Annotated in this window: 9 protein-coding genes; 7 read left to right on the top strand and 2 right to left on the bottom strand. The window is 70.9% G+C overall.

Annotation, left to right across the window (positions count from 1 at the left end; translation table 11 throughout):
• The first annotated feature begins 16 nt into the window (after positions 1-16).
• From E1262_RS03670 to E1262_RS03640, 7 genes are all read left to right on the top strand, one after another.
• Positions 17-676, top strand: coding sequence for a TetR/AcrR family transcriptional regulator (locus tag E1262_RS03670; protein ID WP_420810502.1), 660 nt, complete (start codon positions 17-19; stop codon positions 674-676).
• A gap of 106 nt (positions 677-782) precedes the next feature.
• Entirely contained in the window at positions 783-1,817 is a 1,035-nt protein-coding gene (locus E1262_RS03665; protein WP_132101672.1) for a LacI family DNA-binding transcriptional regulator, read from the top strand.
• A gap of 43 nt (positions 1,818-1,860) precedes the next feature.
• Complete coding sequence (gene araB, locus E1262_RS03660) at positions 1,861-3,528, top strand: ribulokinase (protein WP_132101671.1); 1,668 nt, start codon at positions 1,861-1,863, stop codon at positions 3,526-3,528.
• Positions 3,525-4,178 carry an L-ribulose-5-phosphate 4-epimerase gene (locus E1262_RS03655; protein WP_132101670.1) on the top strand — a complete coding sequence of 218 codons (654 nt, stop codon included), beginning with the start codon at positions 3,525-3,527 and terminating at the stop codon, positions 4,176-4,178. The genes araB and E1262_RS03655 overlap by 4 nt, the downstream gene beginning before the upstream one ends.
• Before the next feature lie 13 nt (positions 4,179-4,191).
• On the top strand, positions 4,192-5,700 hold the full coding sequence (araA, locus tag E1262_RS03650; RefSeq protein WP_132101669.1) for an L-arabinose isomerase: 1,509 nt from the start codon (positions 4,192-4,194) through the stop codon (positions 5,698-5,700).
• 370 nt (positions 5,701-6,070) lie between these two features.
• Positions 6,071-9,160, top strand: coding sequence for a beta-L-arabinofuranosidase domain-containing protein (locus E1262_RS03645; RefSeq protein ID WP_132101668.1), 3,090 nt, complete (start codon positions 6,071-6,073; stop codon positions 9,158-9,160).
• 81 nt (positions 9,161-9,241) lie between these two features.
• Entirely contained in the window at positions 9,242-10,453 is a 1,212-nt protein-coding gene (locus E1262_RS03640) for a cytochrome P450 (protein ID WP_132101667.1), read from the top strand.
• A gap of 143 nt (positions 10,454-10,596) precedes the next feature.
• Here E1262_RS03640 and E1262_RS03635 read toward each other — a convergent pair whose 3' ends face one another.
• Positions 10,597-13,740, bottom strand: a complete 3,144-nt coding sequence (locus tag E1262_RS03635) for an OmpL47-type beta-barrel domain-containing protein (protein WP_132101666.1) — start codon at positions 13,738-13,740, stop codon at positions 10,597-10,599.
• A gap of 103 nt (positions 13,741-13,843) precedes the next feature.
• Positions 13,844-18,550 (bottom strand): discoidin domain-containing protein, encoded by a 4,707-nt coding sequence (locus E1262_RS03630; RefSeq protein ID WP_203453504.1) that lies wholly within the window; start codon positions 18,548-18,550, stop codon positions 13,844-13,846.
• Positions 18,551-18,652: the final 102 nt, after the last annotated feature.

Below are 18,652 nucleotides of genomic sequence, written 5' to 3'. Positions count from 1 at the left end.
CAGTCCGGTTGTGCCCATTGATAAGACCGGACCACGGTCCGATTATTCCGCTGGCCCCGGCTCGGAGCTGATCGAGCTGCGGTCGGAGCCGCCCCGCGAGCGCGCCGACGCGGCCCGCAACCGGGTCGCCGTCCTGGACGCTGCCACCCGGCTGTTCGCGGAACGGGGCGTCGATGGCGTGACGATGGACGCGGTCGCGGCGGCCGCCGGGGTCGGCAAGGGCACGGTGTTCCGGCGGTTCGGCGACAAGGCCGGCCTGGCGGTCGCCCTGCTCGACGAACGTGAGCGGGAACTGCAGCAGGCGATCCTCTTCGGCCCGGCGCCCCTCGGCCCCGGACAGCCCGGCGACGCGGCGCGGCCGGCGCGGGGCGATCGGCTGGTGGCGTTCGTCGACGCCTACCTCGACTACGCGCTGGACCACCTCGACCTGGTGCGGATGTCCGAGACGGCGTCGCCGGGGGCGCGGTACCGGATCGGGGCGTACCGGTTCTGGCACCGGCACGTTGCGCTGCTCCTGGCGGCCGCCCGGCCGGACACCGACGCGGACGCGCTCGCTCACGCCGTCCTCGCCCCGCTCGGTGCCGAGCACCTGCGGGCCATGGTCGCAGAGGTGGGCGCCGCGCGCACCAGGGCCGCAGTCAGTACCGCCGTGACGGCCGCGGCCCGTTTGCAATGAGCACCAAGACAGCGCCCGGCGCGGCCCGTACCTCGTCTGGCGTGGGGACCGGCGGATTTGTTAACGTTCACACGACACAACACTGCCGAGCAGCGGCGAGGTGAGCATGACGCACGGGGCGGTCGGCCGGAGTCCGGTCATGGCCGACGTCGCGCGGATCGCGGGCGTCTCGCACCAGACGGTGTCCCGCGTCCTGAACCACCATCCGAACGTCAAGCCCGCCACCCGCGACCGCGTTCTCGCGGCCATCGAGGAGCTCGGCTATCGGCGCAACCTGTCCGCCCGCGCGCTGGTCACCCGGCGCACCAACACGCTTGGCGTGGTCGCGTTCGACACCACGCTGTACGGGCCGGCCAGCACGCTGTTCGGCCTGGAGCAGGCGGCACGCGACGCCGGGTACTTCATCAGCATCGTCAGCCTCAAGACGATCAACCGGAAGACCGTCGGCGAGGCGCTGGACTACCTCGCCGCGCAGGCGGTCGACGGGCTGATCGCCATCGCGCCGCAGGTCGAGGCCGCGATCGCCGTCTCCGCGCTGCAGGGCAACGTGCCGGTGGTCGCGGTCGAGGGCGGCGAGGCCGACGGCATGCCGGTGGTCGCCGTCGACCAGCTGCGCGGCGCCGAGCTGGCCACCCGGCACCTGCTCCACCTCGGGCACCGCACGGTCTGGCACGTCGCCGGGCCGGTCGACTGGCTCGAGGCCGAGGGCCGCAGGCGCGGCTGGCGGGCGACGCTGGAGGCCGCCGCCGTCGAGGTGCCGCCCGTCGTCGAGGGCGACTGGAGCCCGCGCGCCGGCTACGAGGCGGGCCGGCGCATCGCCGACGAGGCTCGCGCGGGCCGGGCGACCGCCGTCTTCGTCTCCAACGACCAGATGGCGCTCGGCCTGCTGCGTGCGCTGCACGAGGCCGGCATCCGGGTGCCGCAGGACGTCAGCATCGTCGGGTTCGACGACATCCCGGAGGCGGAGTTCCTGACGCCGCCGCTGACCACCGTCCGGCAGGACTTCGCCGAGGTCGGCCGGAAGAGCATCGCGCTGCTGCTCGACCTCATCGAGACCGGGCCACGGCCGGAGGCCGAGCGCATCGTCGTCCCGCCGACGCTCGTCACTCGCGCCAGCACCACCGCACCCGCCACGACCTGACCCAACACGATCCGCCGCCCCACACCGCATCAGGGAGTCACTTGTGAGCGATAACAACGACGCCGTCGTCGTCGGTGTCGACTACGGAACCTTGTCCGGACGGGCCGTCGTGGTCCGCGTCTCCGACGGCGCCGAGCTCGGCAGCGCCGTGCACGCGTACACGCACGGCGTCGTCGACCGCGAGCTGCCCGGCACCGGCGAGCGGCTGCCACCGGACTGGGCGCTGCAGGTCCCGTCCGACTACGTCGACGTGCTGAAGACGGCCGTGCCGCAGGCGATCGCCGAGGCCGGCGTGGACCCCGAGAACGTCATCGGCATCGCGACCGACTTCACCGCCTGCACCATGGTCCCAACGCTGGCCGACGGCACACCGTTATGTGAACTGCACGAGCTGGCCGATCGCAAGCACGCCTACGTCAAGCTCTGGAAGCACCACGCCGCCCAGCCGCACGCCGACCGCATCAACGCGCTGGCAGCCGAGCGGGGCGAGCCGTGGCTGCCGCGCTACGGCGGGCTGATCTCGTCGGAGTGGGAGTTCGCGAAGGGCCTGCAGCTGCTCGAGGAGGACCCCGAGCTCTACGCGGCGATGGACCGCTGGGTCGAGGCCGCCGACTGGATCGTCTGGCAGCTCAGCGGCAGCTACGTCCGCAATGCCTGCACCGCCGGCTACAAGGGCATCCACCAGGACGGCGGCTACCCGTCGCGCGACTTCCTGGCCGCGCTGAACCCGGAGTTCGCCGGGTTCGTCGACGACAAGCTGGACCAGCCGATCGGTCAGCTCGGCGACCGAGCGGGCGGCCTGACGGCGCAGGCGGCGGCCTGGACCGGGCTGCCCGAGGGCATCGCCGTCGCGGTCGGCAACGTCGACGCGCACGTGACGGCGCCGGCCGCGCAGGCGGTCGAGCCGGGCCAGATGGTCGCGATCATGGGCACCTCGACCTGCCACGTCATGAACGGCGACGTGCTGCGCGAGGTGCCGGGCATGTGCGGCGTCGTCGACGGCGGCATCATCGCCGGGCTGCAGGGCTACGAGGCCGGGCAGAGCGGCGTCGGCGACATCTTCGGCTGGTTCGTCGACACCTCGGTGCCCGCGTCGTACGCCGCCGAGGCCGCGCAGCGCGGCCAGAGCGTGCACGACTACCTCACCGAGCTGGCCGCGACCCAGCAGGTCGGCGAGCACGGGCTGATCGCGCTGGACTGGCACAGCGGCAACCGCTCGGTGCTGGTCGACCACGAGTTGTCCGGCATCGTCGTCGGCCAGACGCTGGCCACGAAACCCGAGGACGTCTACCGCGCGCTGATCGAGGCGACGGCGTTCGGCACCCGCACCATCATCGAGACGTTCAACAGCTCCGGTGTCGAGGTGACCGAGCTGATCATGGCCGGCGGGCTGCTGAAGAACCGGCTGATCATGCAGATCTACGCCGACGTCACCGGGCTGCCGCTGAGCGTCATCGGTTCCGACCAGGGCCCGGCGCTGGGCTCGGCCATCCACGCCGCGGTCGCCGCGGGCGCGTACCCCGACGTCCGGGCCGGCGCGGCCGCGATGGGCAACGTCGACCGCGGCGTCTACCAGCCCGACCCCGACCGCGCGAAGGCCTACGACGCCCTCTACGCGGAGTACGTGGCACTGCACGACTACTTCGGCCGCGGCGGCAACGACGTCATGCACCGGCTCCGGGCGCTCAAGCGCGCGGCGGTGACCCGATGACCACCTTCCAGGAGCTGCGGCGCGCGGTCTGCGACCTGCACGCCGAGCTGACCCGCAACAACCTCGTCGCCTGGACGTCGGGGAACGTGTCCGGCCGGGTGCCGGGCGAAGACCTGTTCGTCATCAAGCCGTCCGGGGTGTCCTACGACGACCTCACGCCGGAGTCGATCGTGGTCTGCGACCTCGACGGCAAGCTGGTCGACGGCGAGCTGTCGCCGTCCAGCGACACCGACGCGCACGCCTACGTGTACCGGAACATGCCCGCGGTCGGCGGCGTCGTGCACACGCACTCGACGTACGCGACGGCGTGGGCCGCACGGGCCGAGCCGATCCCCTGCGTGCTGACGGCGATGGCCGACGAGTTCGGCGGCGAGATCCCGGTCGGCCCGTTCGCGCTGATCGGCGACGACTCGATCGGCCGCGGGATCGTCGAGACGCTGGCCGGGCACCGCTCGCCGGCGGTGCTGATGCGCAACCACGGCGTCTTCACCATCGGCAAGGACGCCCGGGCCGCCGTCAAGGCCGCCGTGATGTGCGAGGACGTGGCTCGGACGGTGCACATCGCACGGCAGCTCGGCGATCCGGTACCGATCCCGGCGGATGACATCGACCGGCTCTACGACCGGTACCAGAACGCCTACGGGCAGTGACGAGGAGATGACGATGGACGACGTGTTCGGTCAGCGTGAGGTCTGGTTCCTCACCGGGAGCCAGGGGCTGTACGGCGAGGACACGCTGCGACAGGTGGCCGAGCAGTCGCAGGCGGTCGCCCGCGCGCTCGACGAGGCCGGGGACATCCCGGTGCGCGTGGTGTGGAAGCCGGTGCTCACCTCGGCCGACGCGATCCGCCGGGTCGCGCTCGAGGCCAACGCCGACGACGCCTGCGTCGGCCTGATCGCGTGGATGCACACGTTCTCGCCGGCCAAGATGTGGATCGCCGGGCTGGACGCGTTGCGCACGCCGCTGCTGCACCTGCACACACAGGCGAACCGGTCGCTGCCGTGGGCCGAGCTCGACATGGACTTCATGAACCTCAACCAGGCCGCGCACGGCGACCGCGAGTTCGGCTACATCCAGTCCCGGCTCGGCGTCGCCCGCTCGACCGTCGCCGGGCATGTCAGTGACCCGGCGGTCGTGAGCCGGGTGGCCGACTGGGTGCGTGCCGCCATCGGCTACGCCGAGGTGCACTCGCTGCGGCTCGCCCGGTTCGGCGACAACATGCGCGACGTCGCGGTCACCGAGGGCGACAAGGTCGAGGCGCAGCTGCGGCTCGGCGTCTCCGTCAACACGTACGGCGTCAACGACCTGGTCGCTGTCGTCGACGCCGCGACCGATGCCGAGGTGGACGCGCTCGTCGCGGAGTACGAGGACTCGTACGACCTGGTGCCGGCGCTGCGCAAGGACGGCGACCGGCGCGAGTCGCTGCGCTACGCCGCCCGCATCGAGGCCGGCCTGCGCACGTTCCTCACCGACGGCGGGTTCCGCGCGTTCACCACGAACTTCGAGGACCTCGGCGGGCTGCGCCAGCTCCCGGGCCTGGCCGTACAGCGGCTCATGGCCGACGGCTACGGCTTCGGCGGCGAGGGCGACTGGAAGACGTCGGTGCTGGTGCGGACCGTGAAGACGATGGCGGCCGGGCTGCCGGGCGGCACGTCGTTCATGGAGGACTACACGTACCACTTCGGGCCCGGCGAGCCGAAGATCCTCGGCGCGCACATGCTCGAGGTCTGCCCGTCCATCTCGTCGGCGACGCCGTCGTGCGAGATCCACCCCCTGGGCATCGGCAACCGCGAGGACCCGGTCCGGCTGGTATTCGACGCCACGCCGGGGCCGGCCGTCGTGGTCGGGCTGGCCGACGTCGGCGACCGGTTCCGGCTGGTGGCCAACGAGATCGACGTCGTGCCGCCGGACGAGCCGCTGCCCAACCTGCCGGTGGCGCGGGCAGTCTGGAAGCCGCGGCCGAGCCTGTCGACGTCGGCCGAGGCCTGGCTGACCGCCGGCGGGCCGCACCACACCGTGCTCTCGCAGGCCGTCGGCGCCGACGTGTTGTCGCTGTTCGCCGACATGGTCCGCACCGAGCTGCTGGTCATCGACGCCGACACCACGACCCGCCAGTTCGCGAAGGAGCTGCGCTGGAACCAGGCCTACCACCGCCTGGCCCAGGGCTTCTGACTCCTCTTCAACAAAGTCGACCATGGAGAAATCGGGGTTCTGAGCCAACGGGAACCCCGATTTCTCCATGATCAACGGGGATTGGGATGCCGCGCTGGGCGGCGATCGCCCGGCCTCGGCCGCTTCGTCAACTCGATGCGTGACGGTGGGCACTTTTCATGTCAAATGTGGCATAGTACTCACCAACTCAACGACGCCTGCCAACGCTGTCGCGTCAGGCGCTCAAAACACCACACCGCCCGCCGCAGCCGGGTCAACGGTGCGAGACAAGGAGGACGACCGCCGCAAGTTGTTACCGTTAACACCCTCTGACCAGGGTGTTCTCGAATCCCGTCCAGAGCCGATCTCGCAATGAAGGGAAGACCGGAGCATGACTATCGAGAAGCCGGGCCTGAGCCGCCGCACGTTCGTGCGCGCCTCCGCCATCGGTGCGGCCGTGGTCGCCGCGCCGAAGGCCATCCCCGCCGCCGCCGCGGAGACCGCCGGCACGGCCGCGGCCGCCGACGCGACGGCCGCCGCCCCGTACGTCGGCGCGGGCAGCAACGCCCCGGTGCGGCCGTTCTGGCCGACCGACGTCCGCCTGGGACCGGGTCTGCTGCAGGAGAAGCGCGACCGGATGAAGGCGTTCCTGCAGACGTTCGACGAGCGTCGCTTCCTCGTGCTCTTCAACAACCAGGCCGGCCGGCCGAACCCGGCCGGGGTGTCGACGCCCGGCGGCTGGGAGGACGGCGGCCTGCTCAGCGGACACTGGGCCGGCCACTACCTCAGCGCGCTGGCCCAGGCCTACGCCGACCAGGGCGAGCAGGTCTTCAAGACCAAGCTCGACTGGATAGTCAACGAGCTCGCCGCCTGTCAGGCCGCCATCACCGCGCGGATGGACGACCCGGACGAGGAGCCGGAGGAGCCCGAGGTGCCGGTCATCGGCCGGGTGCCGGGCCGGTTCGGCAACGGCCTGCGGCTCAACGGCGGGAGCAACGCCCAGCACGTTCGGCTGCCCCAGGAGGCGGTGTCGCAGCTCACCAACTTCACGGTCGCGACCTGGGTCAACCTGGCGGTGGCGCAGAACTGGAGCCGGGTCTTCGACTTCGGCACCGGCACCGCTGTCAACATGTTCCTGACCGCCCGCGCCGGCGTCACCGGCAACGTGCCGCGGTTCGCCATCACGGTGACCGGCAGCGGCGGCGAGCAGCGGATCGACGGCACGTCGGCGCTGCCGACCGGCCAGTGGGTGCACCTGGCGGTCACGCTCAGCGGTAGCGTCGGCACGCTCTACGTCAACGGCGCGGCCGCCGGCACCAACGCGAACATGACGCTCAACCCGACCAACCTCGGCGTCCCGGGCAACGTGTGGATCGGCCGGTCGCAGTACGGCGACCCGATGCTCAACGCCACGATCGACGAGTTCCACATCTTCGACCGGGCGCTGACCGCGGCCGAGGTCCAGTCGCTGCAGGACTCCCCGGCCGGCAGCACCGGCGGCGGCAACATCGCCTGGTACCGCTGCGACGAGACCGAGGGCGCCACGCTGCTGGACGCCTCGCCCAACGGCCGGTCCGCGGGCATCGTGCCGGTGCCCAGCGGCAACGAGCCGCTGTGGAAGCCCGTCTACCCCGGCTACCTGGGCGCGATCCCGGAGGACGCCGTGATCCGCCTGGCGCCGCCGCGGTTCGCCGTCTACGGCGGCAACCTCAGCACCAACGTCTGGGCGCCGTGGTACACCCAGCACAAGATCATGCGCGGCCTGCTGGACGCCTATTACCTGGCCGGCAACCAGACCGCGCTCGACGTCGTCACCAAGATGGCGAACTGGGCGCACCTCGCGCTGACGTTGGGCGACAAGAACCACCCGCAGTACACCGGGCCGATCACCCGCAGCGACCTCAACTACATGTGGGACACCTACATCGCCGGCGAGTTCGGCGGCGCCAACGAGGTGTTCCCGGAGATCTACGCGCTGACCGGCGACGAGAAGCACCTCGAGACAGCCAAGTGCTTCGACAACCGCGAGTCCCTGTTCGACGCGGCGGTCGAGGACCGCGACATCCTCGTGGTGACGAACCCGAGCAGCATCGGCCGCCGTCGCCCGGCCCGGCTGCACGTCAACCAGCACGTGCCCAATTTCACCGGCTACCTGCGGGTCTTCGAGCAGACCGGTGAGCAGGACTACTTCGAGGCCGCCGAGAACTTCTTCGGCTGGATCGTCCCGCACCGCATGTTCAGCCACGGCGGCACCGGCGGCAACTTCCCGGGCTCGAACAACAACATCGAGATGTTCCAGAACCGGGACAACATCGCCAACGCGATCGCCCAGGGCGGCGCCGAGACGTGCTCGATCTACAACGTGTCCAAGCTGGCCCGGAACCTGTTCTTCCACACGCAGGACCCGAAGTACATGGACTATTACGAGCGGGCGATCTTCAACCAGATCGCCGGCTCGCGGGCCGACACGACCACGACCAGCAACCCGCAGGTCACCTACTTCCAGCCGCTGACGCCGGGCGCGAACCGGTCGTTCGGCAACACCGGCACCTGCTGCGGCGGGACGGGCCTGGAGAACCACACGAAGTACCAGGACACCGTCTACTCCAAGTCCGCCGACGGCTCGGCACTCTGGGTGAACCTGTTCGTGCCGTCGACACTGACCTGGGCGGAGAAGAGCCTCGTCGTCTCCCAGGAGACGGCTTTCCCGCGTGAGCAGAGCACCCGGATCACCATCCAGAGCGGCGGCGGGCTGTTCGACCTGAACCTGCGGGTCCCGGACTGGGCGACGAAGGGCTTCGCGGTCCGGGTGAACGGCCGCCCGGCGGCGATGCACGCGCCGGTGCCGGGCACTTACGCGACGCTGCGCCGCACCTGGCGACCCGGCGACGTCGTCGACGTGTCGATGCCGTTCAGCATTCAGATCGAGCGGGCCATCGACCGGCCGGACACGCAGTCGATCATGTGGGGCCCGCTGCTGCTGCCGATCCTGGGCAACCCGGGCGGCGGCACGTACCGCGAGCTGACGCTGTACTCACACCTCAAGCTGGACGGCGACTACTCGCGCACGGCGATCACCCCGGCCGGCACCAGCCCCGCGGGCGACCAGCTGTTCACGACGCACGGGTTCAGCCTGCGGCCGTGGTACGTGGGCGACACCCAGGCGCACTCGGCGTACTTCCGCCGGGTCGAGCCGCGGATCGTGTTCGGCAGCATCGACACCGGTGTCCCCAACGTGAAGCGCAACGACGGCCTGCCGAACTACGACGTTCCGGTCGCCGGCATCCCGTCGCCGGGCACCGACGGCCTGACCTTCCTCGACGTCGTCTGGGACGAGGCGCCGTTCGCGAACCACGGCGAGTTCGTCTCCACGGTGGCCCGGACCGCCGCGGAGTTCGTCACGAAGGGCCTGCTGACCGACGAGCAGAAGGACACGGTGGTCTCCGCCGCCGCAAGCGCACGGACCGAACTGGCAGTCTGACGCTCGACGCGACCCGCCGGCCGGTCCCTGGGGCCGGCCGGCGGGTCGTTCGTTGACGAACGCACATGGAGGACGGGACAGGTGACCGACGACTTCAGGCCGATGGAGCTGTGGGAGCCCGGGACGCGGCGCGACCCGCACGCGTTCTACGCCCGGGTGCGCGTGGCCGGGACCCCGGTCCCGCAGTACGACCCGGCCGGCAACCGGTTCTGGATCGTCGCGCGCCACGCCGACGTTCTCGACGGCCTCCAGCATCCGGACATCGGGCACGAGGTGCACCGGCACCAGGACCGCGACCTGTCGCCGTCGCCATACCCGCCGAGCGAGACCGAGCGGATCTCGTCGCGCCAGCTCATCGCGCTGGACCCGCCCGACCACAGCCGGCTGCGGCGGCTGGTCAGCACCGCGTTCACGGCCCGCACGGTAGCCCGTCTGGAGGGCTGGATCGCCGGCGTCGCGGCCGACCTGGTCGTGCAGGCGCGCCGGCTGGGCCGGTTCGATGCGGTGACCGATCTGGCCGACCCGCTGCCGGTCAACGTCATCGCCCAGCTCGTCGGCGTCCCCGACGAGGACCGCGCCCGGTTCCGCGACTGGTCGGCGACGATCGTGTCCGCGTCCGACTACGACGGTTCGGCCACGCTGGCATTCGCCGCCTACGTCGACGAGCTGGCCGCCCGCCGCCGGGCCGAGCCACGCGACGACCTGCTCTCCGGGCTCGTGGCGCTGGAGGCCCAGGGCGACGCGCTGGACCGCGACGAACTGGTCGCGATGGTGCAGCTGCTGCTGATCGCCGGCCAGGAGACCACCGTCGACGTCATCGCCAACGCGCTGCGACTGTTGCTCACACACCCGGAGCAGTGGCACGACCTGCGCGCCGACCCGTCGCTGGCGAGCGCCGTCGTCGAGGAGACGCTGCGCTTCCGCGGGCCGGTCGAGATCGTCCCGCCGCGGTTCACGTTCCGCGAGCTCGACCTCGCCGGCGGCATCATCCCGGCGTTCGAGCGGGTCGGCCTGTCGCTGTGGGGCGCGAACCGCGACCCCGAGGTCTTCTCCCACCCGGACGTGTTCGACGTCCACCGCGCTGACGTCGCGAACCACATCGCCTTCGGATACGGGAGCCACTTCTGCCTGGGCGCCTCGCTGGGCCGCCTGGAGGCCCGCCTCATGCTGGAGGCCGTGGCCCGCGAGCTGCCGGACCTGCGGCTCGCGGTCGACGCCGCCGAGCCGGCGGACGTCCGCCTGCACCACGGCGGGATGCTGCCGCTCGAGGTCGGCCCGACCAGCCAAAGTTGATCTTGGAGTAACTGGGGAGTCACGGTCCGAACTGTCCGATTGATACCCCGATTACTCCAAGATCAACTTGGCCGGGTTCGGCGGGCACGGGGCGTGGGTCGGGCCGGCCGGAGGGACGCGGCCGGCCCGATCGGTGTGGGATATCAGCCGCACGCGGCGGCGTCGTACTCGGCAGTGACCTCGGTCATCACCTCCTCACCTTCGATGGTTCCGGTGGCCTGCACCGTCGCCTCGCCGGCCGCGACCTGCGCCGCGCGCGCCGCGAAGGACTGGTACGCCGAGCGCCCCGGCGCGACGTCGTCGACCGTGCGGGTGCCGTACGGCGTCTCGATCCGGACGTCGACCGGGCCGCCGTGGTCGTTCGTCACGCGCACCGCCACGAAGGCCATGCGCCCGATGCAGCGAGCCTCGGCCTCGACCGTGACCGGCACCTCCGGGTCCTGGCTCACGCCGGGATCGTCGGCGAACACCCGCCACTCCGTCGCCGCGACCGCGGAGTACGTCGTGCCGTTGCCGCTCGCGGCGATCGTGGCGCGCAGCCGGTCGGTGGTGACCGGCGTGAACGTCACCGTGTTGAACGCCGTCGAGCTGGTGCCGTAGCCGGACGGGTTCTCGACGTCGCGCCAGGCCGCGCCGTCCCAGTACTGCAGCAGCCATGCCTCCGGCTCGGCCACGCCCTCTCCTGTTCCCTTGGGCTGGTCGCGCCAGAACTTGATCTCCGCGCCGGTGAGCCGGATCGGCCGTGCCCACGTGTACTGGATCCACTGGCTGGCCGGCCGGGTGCCGGACCAGGTGCCCCAGATCTGGGCCTGGCTCGGGGTCGCCGGGTCTAGGCCGTCGTTGAGCGCGCCGACGGAGTTCCAGCCGGCCGTGTAGGACGCGGTGGCGGTGCCCAGCGGCGCGACGTTGCCGGTCAGCGGGCCGGAGATGTCCGCCGGGATCACCGCCGACTTCGCCGTCTCGACGTTGCCCGCGGCGTCGGTTGCCCGGAAGAACACCTGGTGCCGCTGCGAGTCCGGCGCCGCGACCGGACCGTCATACGGCAGCCACTGCCCGCCCGTGCCGATCGCGTACTCGATGCGGGCCAGGCCCGACGTGGCGTCGGTCGCCGACACCGTCACCGTGCGGTTCGCCTCGTCGACGCTCGGCGTGCTCACCGGCGCGACCCGGTCGATCTTGACAGTGAGGCTCGCGTCGTCCGACGTGTTGCCGGCCCGGTCCGTGGCGCGCGCGACGAGGGTGTGCTGCCCGTCGCCGGAGACGACGACATCGGTGTAGCGCACGAAGCCGGTCGCGACCGGCGCGCCGCCGTCGACCACCGACTCGATGGTGACCCGGCCGCCGCGATCGTCGGTGCCGGCGACCCGGACCCGCACGTCCGAGCGGAACCACCCGGCGCTACCGGCGCTGCCGCTGGGGGTCAGCGTCACCACCGGCGCGGTCTCGTCGCCCTCGGTGTCGCTCGGGTCGATGACGGTGACCGGTGCGGTCACCCGGCCACCGGCGTAGCCGAGGACGGAGCCCTCGACGGTGAGCGTGCCGGGCGTCGCGACGTCCTCGGGGTCGAGCGCGTCCCAGAACGCCGGGATCCGCAGGGTCTCGTCCGACGACGGGAACGTCACCGGCACCTCGCCCGGGACCTCGGTCTCCCCGATCTCGACCGTGATCGGCGGCGCCGTCACGGAGGCGGGCTGCTCCGCGAGCACCTTCCACTCCTCCACCGCGACGGCCGAGTACGTGCTGCCGTTGGTCGAGGCGTCGAACACCGCGCGCACCTGCGTCGTCGTCACGGGACCGAACGTGGTGTCCTGGAAACCGCTCGTGGCGGTGCCGTAGCCACTGGGGTTCGGCACGTCGCGCCACTGCCCGCCGGCGGACGTGTCCCAGTACTGGATCTTCCACGACGCCGGCGCCGCGACGCCGACGCCGGTGCCCTGCGGCTGGTCGTTCCAGAACTCGATCTGCGAGCCGGCCAGGCGCATCGGCCGGTCCCAGGTGTACTGGACCCACTGCTGCGGCGGGTTGTTGCCGGTCCACGTGCCCCACATGTCCGGCGGCAGCGGGTTGGGCCGCACGATCTCGTCGTTGAGCGCCTTGACCCAGTACTGCGTCGGCACCGGCGTGTTCGAGACCGTGACGGTGGCCTCCTGGGCGGCGTTGGCCCGCGGCGTGACGTCCTTGACCTTCGGCGGCGTGGTCACGACCGGCTTGATCCGCGGCGGCGACTGGGTGTCGTCCCACTCCACCCGGTCGATCGCCACCGAGCGGCGGAAGTGGTTCCCGCCGACGGCGTCGGCGGTGTGATAGGCCAGCCACCACTGCCCGCCGAACTCGACGATGCCCGGATGGCTGGTGGTCGACGACACCGGCGGCAGGATCGTCCCGCGGTACGTCCACGGCCCCTCCGGTGAGGAGGCCGTGCCGTAGGCGATGCACGCGTGGTAGTTCGCCGGCGTGCACGGCGACGTCGGCCCGGCGTTGTTGCCGGCGTAGGCCAGGTAGTAGGTGCCGTTGCGCTCGAAGATCCACGCGGCCTCGAAGAAGCCGGTCAGCCCGCTGACGGTGCGCACGGACCCGATGGGCGTCTTCATGTCCTGCGCCAGCTCGAGCATGCGCAGGTTCCCGAAGCTGCCCCAGTAGACGTACACGCGCTGGTTCGGCGCCTCGCCGTCGATGAGGATGGTCGGGTCGATGTTGTGGATGGTGTTCGGGGTGGGCACCCGCTGGGAGATGATCGGGGCGCCGACGTGGTCGGTCCACGGCCCGGTCGGGGTGTCCGAGACCGCGACGCCGATGCCGAACTTGTCGCTGGCCGGGCTGGCCGCCTCGTTCACCGGGACGTACCAGTAGTAGCGGCCGTCGACGCCACGCACGACCTGCCCGGCGTAGGCACGGCCGGGCGTCGCCCAGCTGAACACCTGTTCCGGGCGCATGAGCGACGGGTGGTGGGTCCACTCGCCGGCGTCGACGTCGGAGGTCACGAACGCGCCCCACTCGTTCATGATGAAGTCGTTGCGGGTCGGGCCGGCCTCGTCATGGCCGGTGTAGATGTAGAGCTGGTCGGCGCCGGTGTCGTTGCCCGGCGCGCCGGCCGGCACCACCAGCGGCGCGGGGTCGGCGGAGTAGTAGCTGCCGTCTCCGAGGATCGGGTTCACGGTGTTCGTGAACGTGTACGGGTCGGCGGCGGCCGCGGGTGCGACCGGGCCGAGCAGGCCGGCGGCGAGCACGGCGGCGATGGCGGCCGGCCCGCTCCGGGTGAGCCGCGCGCGGCGGCGAAGGGTCGTCATGGATCGTCTCCTCAGGTCGTGCGCGAAGGGGTACCTGAGGGCCCTCGGGGCGCGGGACGTGCGCGCGCCCCGAGGGCCGGGAAACGGCGTGGCGGCTACCCGCTCACCCGCAGGTGAGCGCCGGGTAGTCGTCCACGACCACTGCCTGCCTGCCGTCCTCGGCGGTGGCGGTGACCGTCACCTCGCCGGCGGGCACGCTGGCCAGCCGGGTGGCGAACATCTGGTACGCGGCCGCCTCCGGCTCGATGTCCGACAGCGACCGGGTCCCGTACGCCGTCGCGAGGGTGATGTCGAGCGGCACGGTCTCCCCGTTCGTCGCCCGGACGGCGACGAACGCCCGCCGCCCGAGGCAGCGCACCTCGGTGGTCACCGACACGTCCACCGGCGCGATGCCGTCGCCCACCGTCAGCGTGAGCGTGGTGGACGTCGTGCCCGCCTCGCTCACGTAGTCGGGCAGGATCAGGTCGCCGGTGATCGTGTACACGCCGGGCGTGTTCACGATCGACTCGTCGAAGTCCCAGTCGACACCGATCGCCTGGTTGTCGCGCGAGCCGTCGTTGTACGACACCTCCACCTTCGTCGGCAGGTGCGGCAGCTCGCCGACGTCGACGGTCTGCTCGAACTGCTGGGCGCCCTGGATCGAGATGCCGCCCTGCGAGTTCTCCGGCCGCACGTAGATCCGGGCCTCGGCGATGAGACCGTTCGTCGTGTTCGTGCCGTAGACGACGAACGGCTCGACATTGGTCTCGGCCACCATCTCCGGCGTGATCGGCTGCCAGGTGAACGGTAGCGTGCCCCGCGGGCCGCTGGAGTACTGGACGTCGAGCTCGGCCGGCAGCACCGGGACCTCGCCGACCACGGTCCGCATCAACACGGGGCTGGCCACCTGGCTGACGATGTCGCCGTTGGCCCGCCACCGCAGCACGCCCGTCCCGGCGCCGGAGCCCTGCACGCCGAAGATGCGGATGCGCAGGTGGCTCGTCGTCACCGGCTCGAAGTCGAGGTGGTTGTACGCGTTGCGGGTCAGCGCGCCCGCGTACGTCGACGTACCGGTGAGCGTGACGGGCGTCCAGGTCTGGCCGTCCGTCGAGTGCTCGATGACGTACGTGTCGGGCCTGGGCATCCGGGTGCCGCCGTTGTCGTCATACCAGTAGATGTCCGTGGACCCGAGCAGCACCGGGGAGTCCCACTTGTACTGGATCCACGCCGTGGTCGCCACGCTGGTGCCGTTGTTCGGCTGGCCCCACGACCCCCAGCCGTTGCCCGCGCCGGGTGACGAGCTGGCCGGCGTGGTCGACTCGTTGACGCGCAGCGGGTTCTCCCACGGCGCGCTGCCGCTGGTGGTGATCGTGGCCAGCGCGCCGAACTCGGCGGACGTCGGCTTCTCGGTGAGCGCCACCTCGACGTCGCGCTGGGTGGTCAGCTCGCCGTCGGACGCCGTCAGCCGGAACACGTACGTCCCCGCGACGGTGCCGGTGACGGACGTGGTCAGGGCGTTCGGCGCGCCGAAGATGACGCCGGCGCCGTCCGGCTTCGAGACCGTCGACCAGCCGTAGGTGAGCTCACCGGTGTCCGGGATGCCGTCGTCGGTGACCGTGCCGGCCAGGTTCGTGGACAGGTTGCCGTCGCGGGACCGATCGACGTTCACCGTCACCGTCGGCGGGTCGTTGACCACGTCCGGCACCTCGCGGCCGGAGTCGAAGACCTGAATCTCCGAGATCGCGGTGTAGAAGGACGGGGTGTTGGTGAAGGCCACCCGCACCCGATCGGTCGTGACGGCGTCGAACAGCGCCTCGTTGAACTTGGCGCCGGGGATCTTCGGCGACTTGAACGCGTCCGGGACGGTGACCCAGCCGCCGTTCCCATCCGGCACCTGGATGGTGTAGCGCTGCGGCTCGCGGTAGCCGCCGGCCTGGCGGTCGCTGACGAACCACACCTTGACGTTGTCGAACCGGACCGGCTCGCCGAAGTCGAGCTCGACGTAGCCGCCCGGCTCGGTGGTGCCGTAGTTGCCCCAGTACGGCTCGTTGATCGTGACGCCGTCGGTCACGGCATCCAGCGAGACCGGGCGCTCCGTCTCGCTGATGGCACCCGGCGTGTAGTTCATCGAGCCGGTGCTCCAGCCGGGCGTGTGGAACTGCCGCCACGGCGTCGGGCGCACGCCCTGCTGGGTGAACGAGGACGACAGCGCGGCGCCCGGCGCCAGGTTCGGCGCGTCCTCGCCGAGGTCGATGCCGGCGGTGCGCAGGTACGACACGACGCGCTCGTCGTCGATCGAGGTGTCCTTGGCGGTCGGTAGCTCGGCGCCCGTGGCGGCGACGGTGACGTTCAAGCCATCGTCGGCCTCCACGATCTCGTTCGTGTTCGGGTCGTAGACGAACCGGCCGAGCGCGTCGGCCGTGGCCTTCTTCTCGCCGTCGACGAACAGGCTGTAGCCCGCGCCCAGGCCGTAATGGGAGCCGTCCCGGTCCCACACGATCGTGATGTCCTTGCCGTGGTAGCGCAGGTTGTTGACCATGAAGTGGTCGTAGCCGAGGTCGATCGGCCACAGCTCGATCACGTCGTCGGACCGCGGCTGGATGCCACCCATGTCCTCGACGTAGATGTAGTTCATGTTGCCGAGCATGATGTGGTTCTGGTTGTTGCGGCTGTAGGTGCGCGCCGTCGGGTTCCAGTTCGAGTAGTACTCGGCCTGGTTGGCCACGCGGGCGTCACCGTTCGGGTAGATGCTCCACGCCATCCAGTCCAGCAGCCGGGCGGCGTACTCCGGCGTGACGTACTTCTGCTCCGGGTCGTAGTGCCGCAGCGCGGAGCGCACGGCGCGGTACTGCACGGTGAAGTTGATGTTGGAGAAGTTGTTCGACCCGCCGACCCCGAACTTCGTCTTGTCCCACTGGTTCGCCGTATAGAACGGGAAGATCGGGAAGTTGTCGCCGTAGCGCAGGAACCGGAAGCCGTCGACGTAGGTCTCGTAGTCCTCGAACGGGATGAGGTTCTGCGCGTAGACGTCGTAGAGGTTCGACTCCTTGGCCGGGATGAGGTCGCGCTCGGCCTCGGTCAGCGGGTTCTGTGTTCCGCCCGATGTCGCGCCGTGCGACGTGCCGGCGAGGAACATCCGCATCTCCTGGCTCCACAGCCGGCCGAGGATCGCGTCGCGGATCTGGTCGGCCTTCGCGCCCACCTCCGTGACCTTCGCCGGGTCCGCGCCGGCGAGCTCGTAGAGCTGGCGGGCGGCGTCGAAGTCGCCCCACACGTACGCCGACTCCGGCCGCTCGATCGTCCGGGCGCCGGGTGCGCCGGCGTTGACCTTCGGGTAGCCGAAGCTGATGGCGTCGGAGTCGTTGCCAGGCATGAAGTTGGTGTCGTAGGCGATGAGGTTGTCGCCGTTGCCGTCGTAGTGCTCGAGCTGGCCCTCGCCGTCACCCTCGAAGTACCGGGCGAACCGATCCGCGATCGCCGCGCCGCCGCCGTGGACGTTGTACGCCTCCAGCCCGGCGGTGCCGAGGTACTGCGAGTAGTGGTTGTTCCAGCTGGTGTGCCCGGGGCTGTCGAGGAAGGCCGACGACCCGGACAGCTCACCGATGTTGAGGATCTGCCCGTAGGCGAGGTACGGGTTGCGGATCCACTTCGTGTCCTGCAGGTGCATCGGCTGCGTGAGCGCGACGGCGTTCTGGTAGAGGTTCACGCCCTCGATCGTGGTCGGGTACTGGTAGACGTAGCCCGGCTCGTTCGCGTCCAGGCTGTTGTAGCGCTCACCCCACCAGCGGTAGACGATCGCCTTCTCGACGGCCGCGCTGGGCACGTCGATGTAGGGGATGTCGGCCGCCCAGCGGCGGTTGAACTCGGTGATCGCGGTGCGGGCGGCCTCCGCCGGCGCCAGCTCCACGTAGTCGTAGAAGCTGGTCCGTGAGTCGGGCATCGTGTCGGAGTACAGGGCGCCGACGACGGACAGGTCGACCGATCCGCCCGCGGGCACGGTGACCTCGCGGTCGAGGTTGGTGCCGTTGCGCGTGAAGCCGGCCGCCTTGAGCCCGATCGTCACCCGCGACCACGGCGTGTCGATGAGGCCGTTGTTGGCCCCGCTGGTCAGCGTGCGGGTGCCGGTCAGCTCGTCCGCCGCGTCAGTCGACGTGGTGGCCAGCGGCGAGGCCGCGCGGACCGTGAACGTGACGGGCGCGGTGCCCGGGTTGCTGAACGTGAGCGCGGTGACGGCCACGTTGTCGTAGGTGATGAACTTCGTCTGCTGGGCGACCACGCCGGTCGTGCCGATGGTGTAGCGGCCCTTCGCGTGGCTGGGGGCGTTGAACCGCTCGGCGCCCACCTCGGCGACCGTCTGGCCGGGCACGCTGACGGTGTAGAGGTTGCCCAGGTTGTTCGGCCCGCCGGCGAAGGCACTGCCCGCGAACCCCATGACGCCGAAGTTGCTGCCGCCGCGCATGTACAGAGTGCGGCCGCGGGTCTGCAGGACGTTGTTGCCGCTGGTCCCGCGGACGCCGAGGATGCGGTCCAGGTAGTAGTCGGTGCCGCCGGCGGCGAGGTCCTTCTCGAAGATCGACTGGTGCATGCTCCCCGCGGTGTACGGCACGCCCGGCTCGAGCGCGGCCGCGACCTGGTCCTCGTTGAGGTACGTGGGGTCGCCGATGTCCATCGTGTCGGTCAGGCCGTCGGTGTAGAGGCCGACGTCGCTCTCGTTGCCCGGCAGTACGTGCGAATCCGCGTACGCGGAGCCCGGTAACAGCACCAGGCCGCCGCAGGCCATCACACCGCTGGTCGCGGTCGCGATGGCTCGTCTGAAAGTTCGTCCCGACATCACCATGTCCTCTCCATCGGGGAACCAGGAAATGTGAACGCTAACAACGCGTCCGGATCACGTCGCGCCGCGGCGGTGCGGCGGTGGGAAGGGTCAGCGGAT

The sequence above is a fragment of the Jiangella aurantiaca genome, assembly GCF_004349105.1.
Lineage (GTDB): Bacteria > Actinomycetota > Actinomycetes > Jiangellales > Jiangellaceae > Jiangella > Jiangella aurantiaca.
Note: the sequence above shows the minus strand (reverse complement) of the source record. Positions and strands in the feature narration are given on the sequence as shown.

Bases quoted from the DNA above. Each gene is read 5' to 3' on its own strand.
- E1262_RS03665 (WP_132101672.1), top strand. From the start codon at position 783: ATGACGCACGGGGCGGTCGGCCGGAGTCCGGTCATGGCCGACGTCGCG.
- E1262_RS03635 (WP_132101666.1), bottom strand. From the start codon at position 13,740: ATGACGACCCTTCGCCGCCGCGCGCGGCTCACCCGGAGCGGGCCGGCC.
- E1262_RS03645 (WP_132101668.1), top strand. From the start codon at position 6,071: ATGACTATCGAGAAGCCGGGCCTGAGCCGCCGCACGTTCGTGCGCGCC.
- E1262_RS03655 (WP_132101670.1), top strand. From the start codon at position 3,525: ATGACCACCTTCCAGGAGCTGCGGCGCGCGGTCTGCGACCTGCACGCC.
- E1262_RS03630 (WP_203453504.1), bottom strand. From the start codon at position 18,550: ATGTCGGGACGAACTTTCAGACGAGCCATCGCGACCGCGACCAGCGGT.
- araA (WP_132101669.1), top strand. From the start codon at position 4,192: ATGGACGACGTGTTCGGTCAGCGTGAGGTCTGGTTCCTCACCGGGAGC.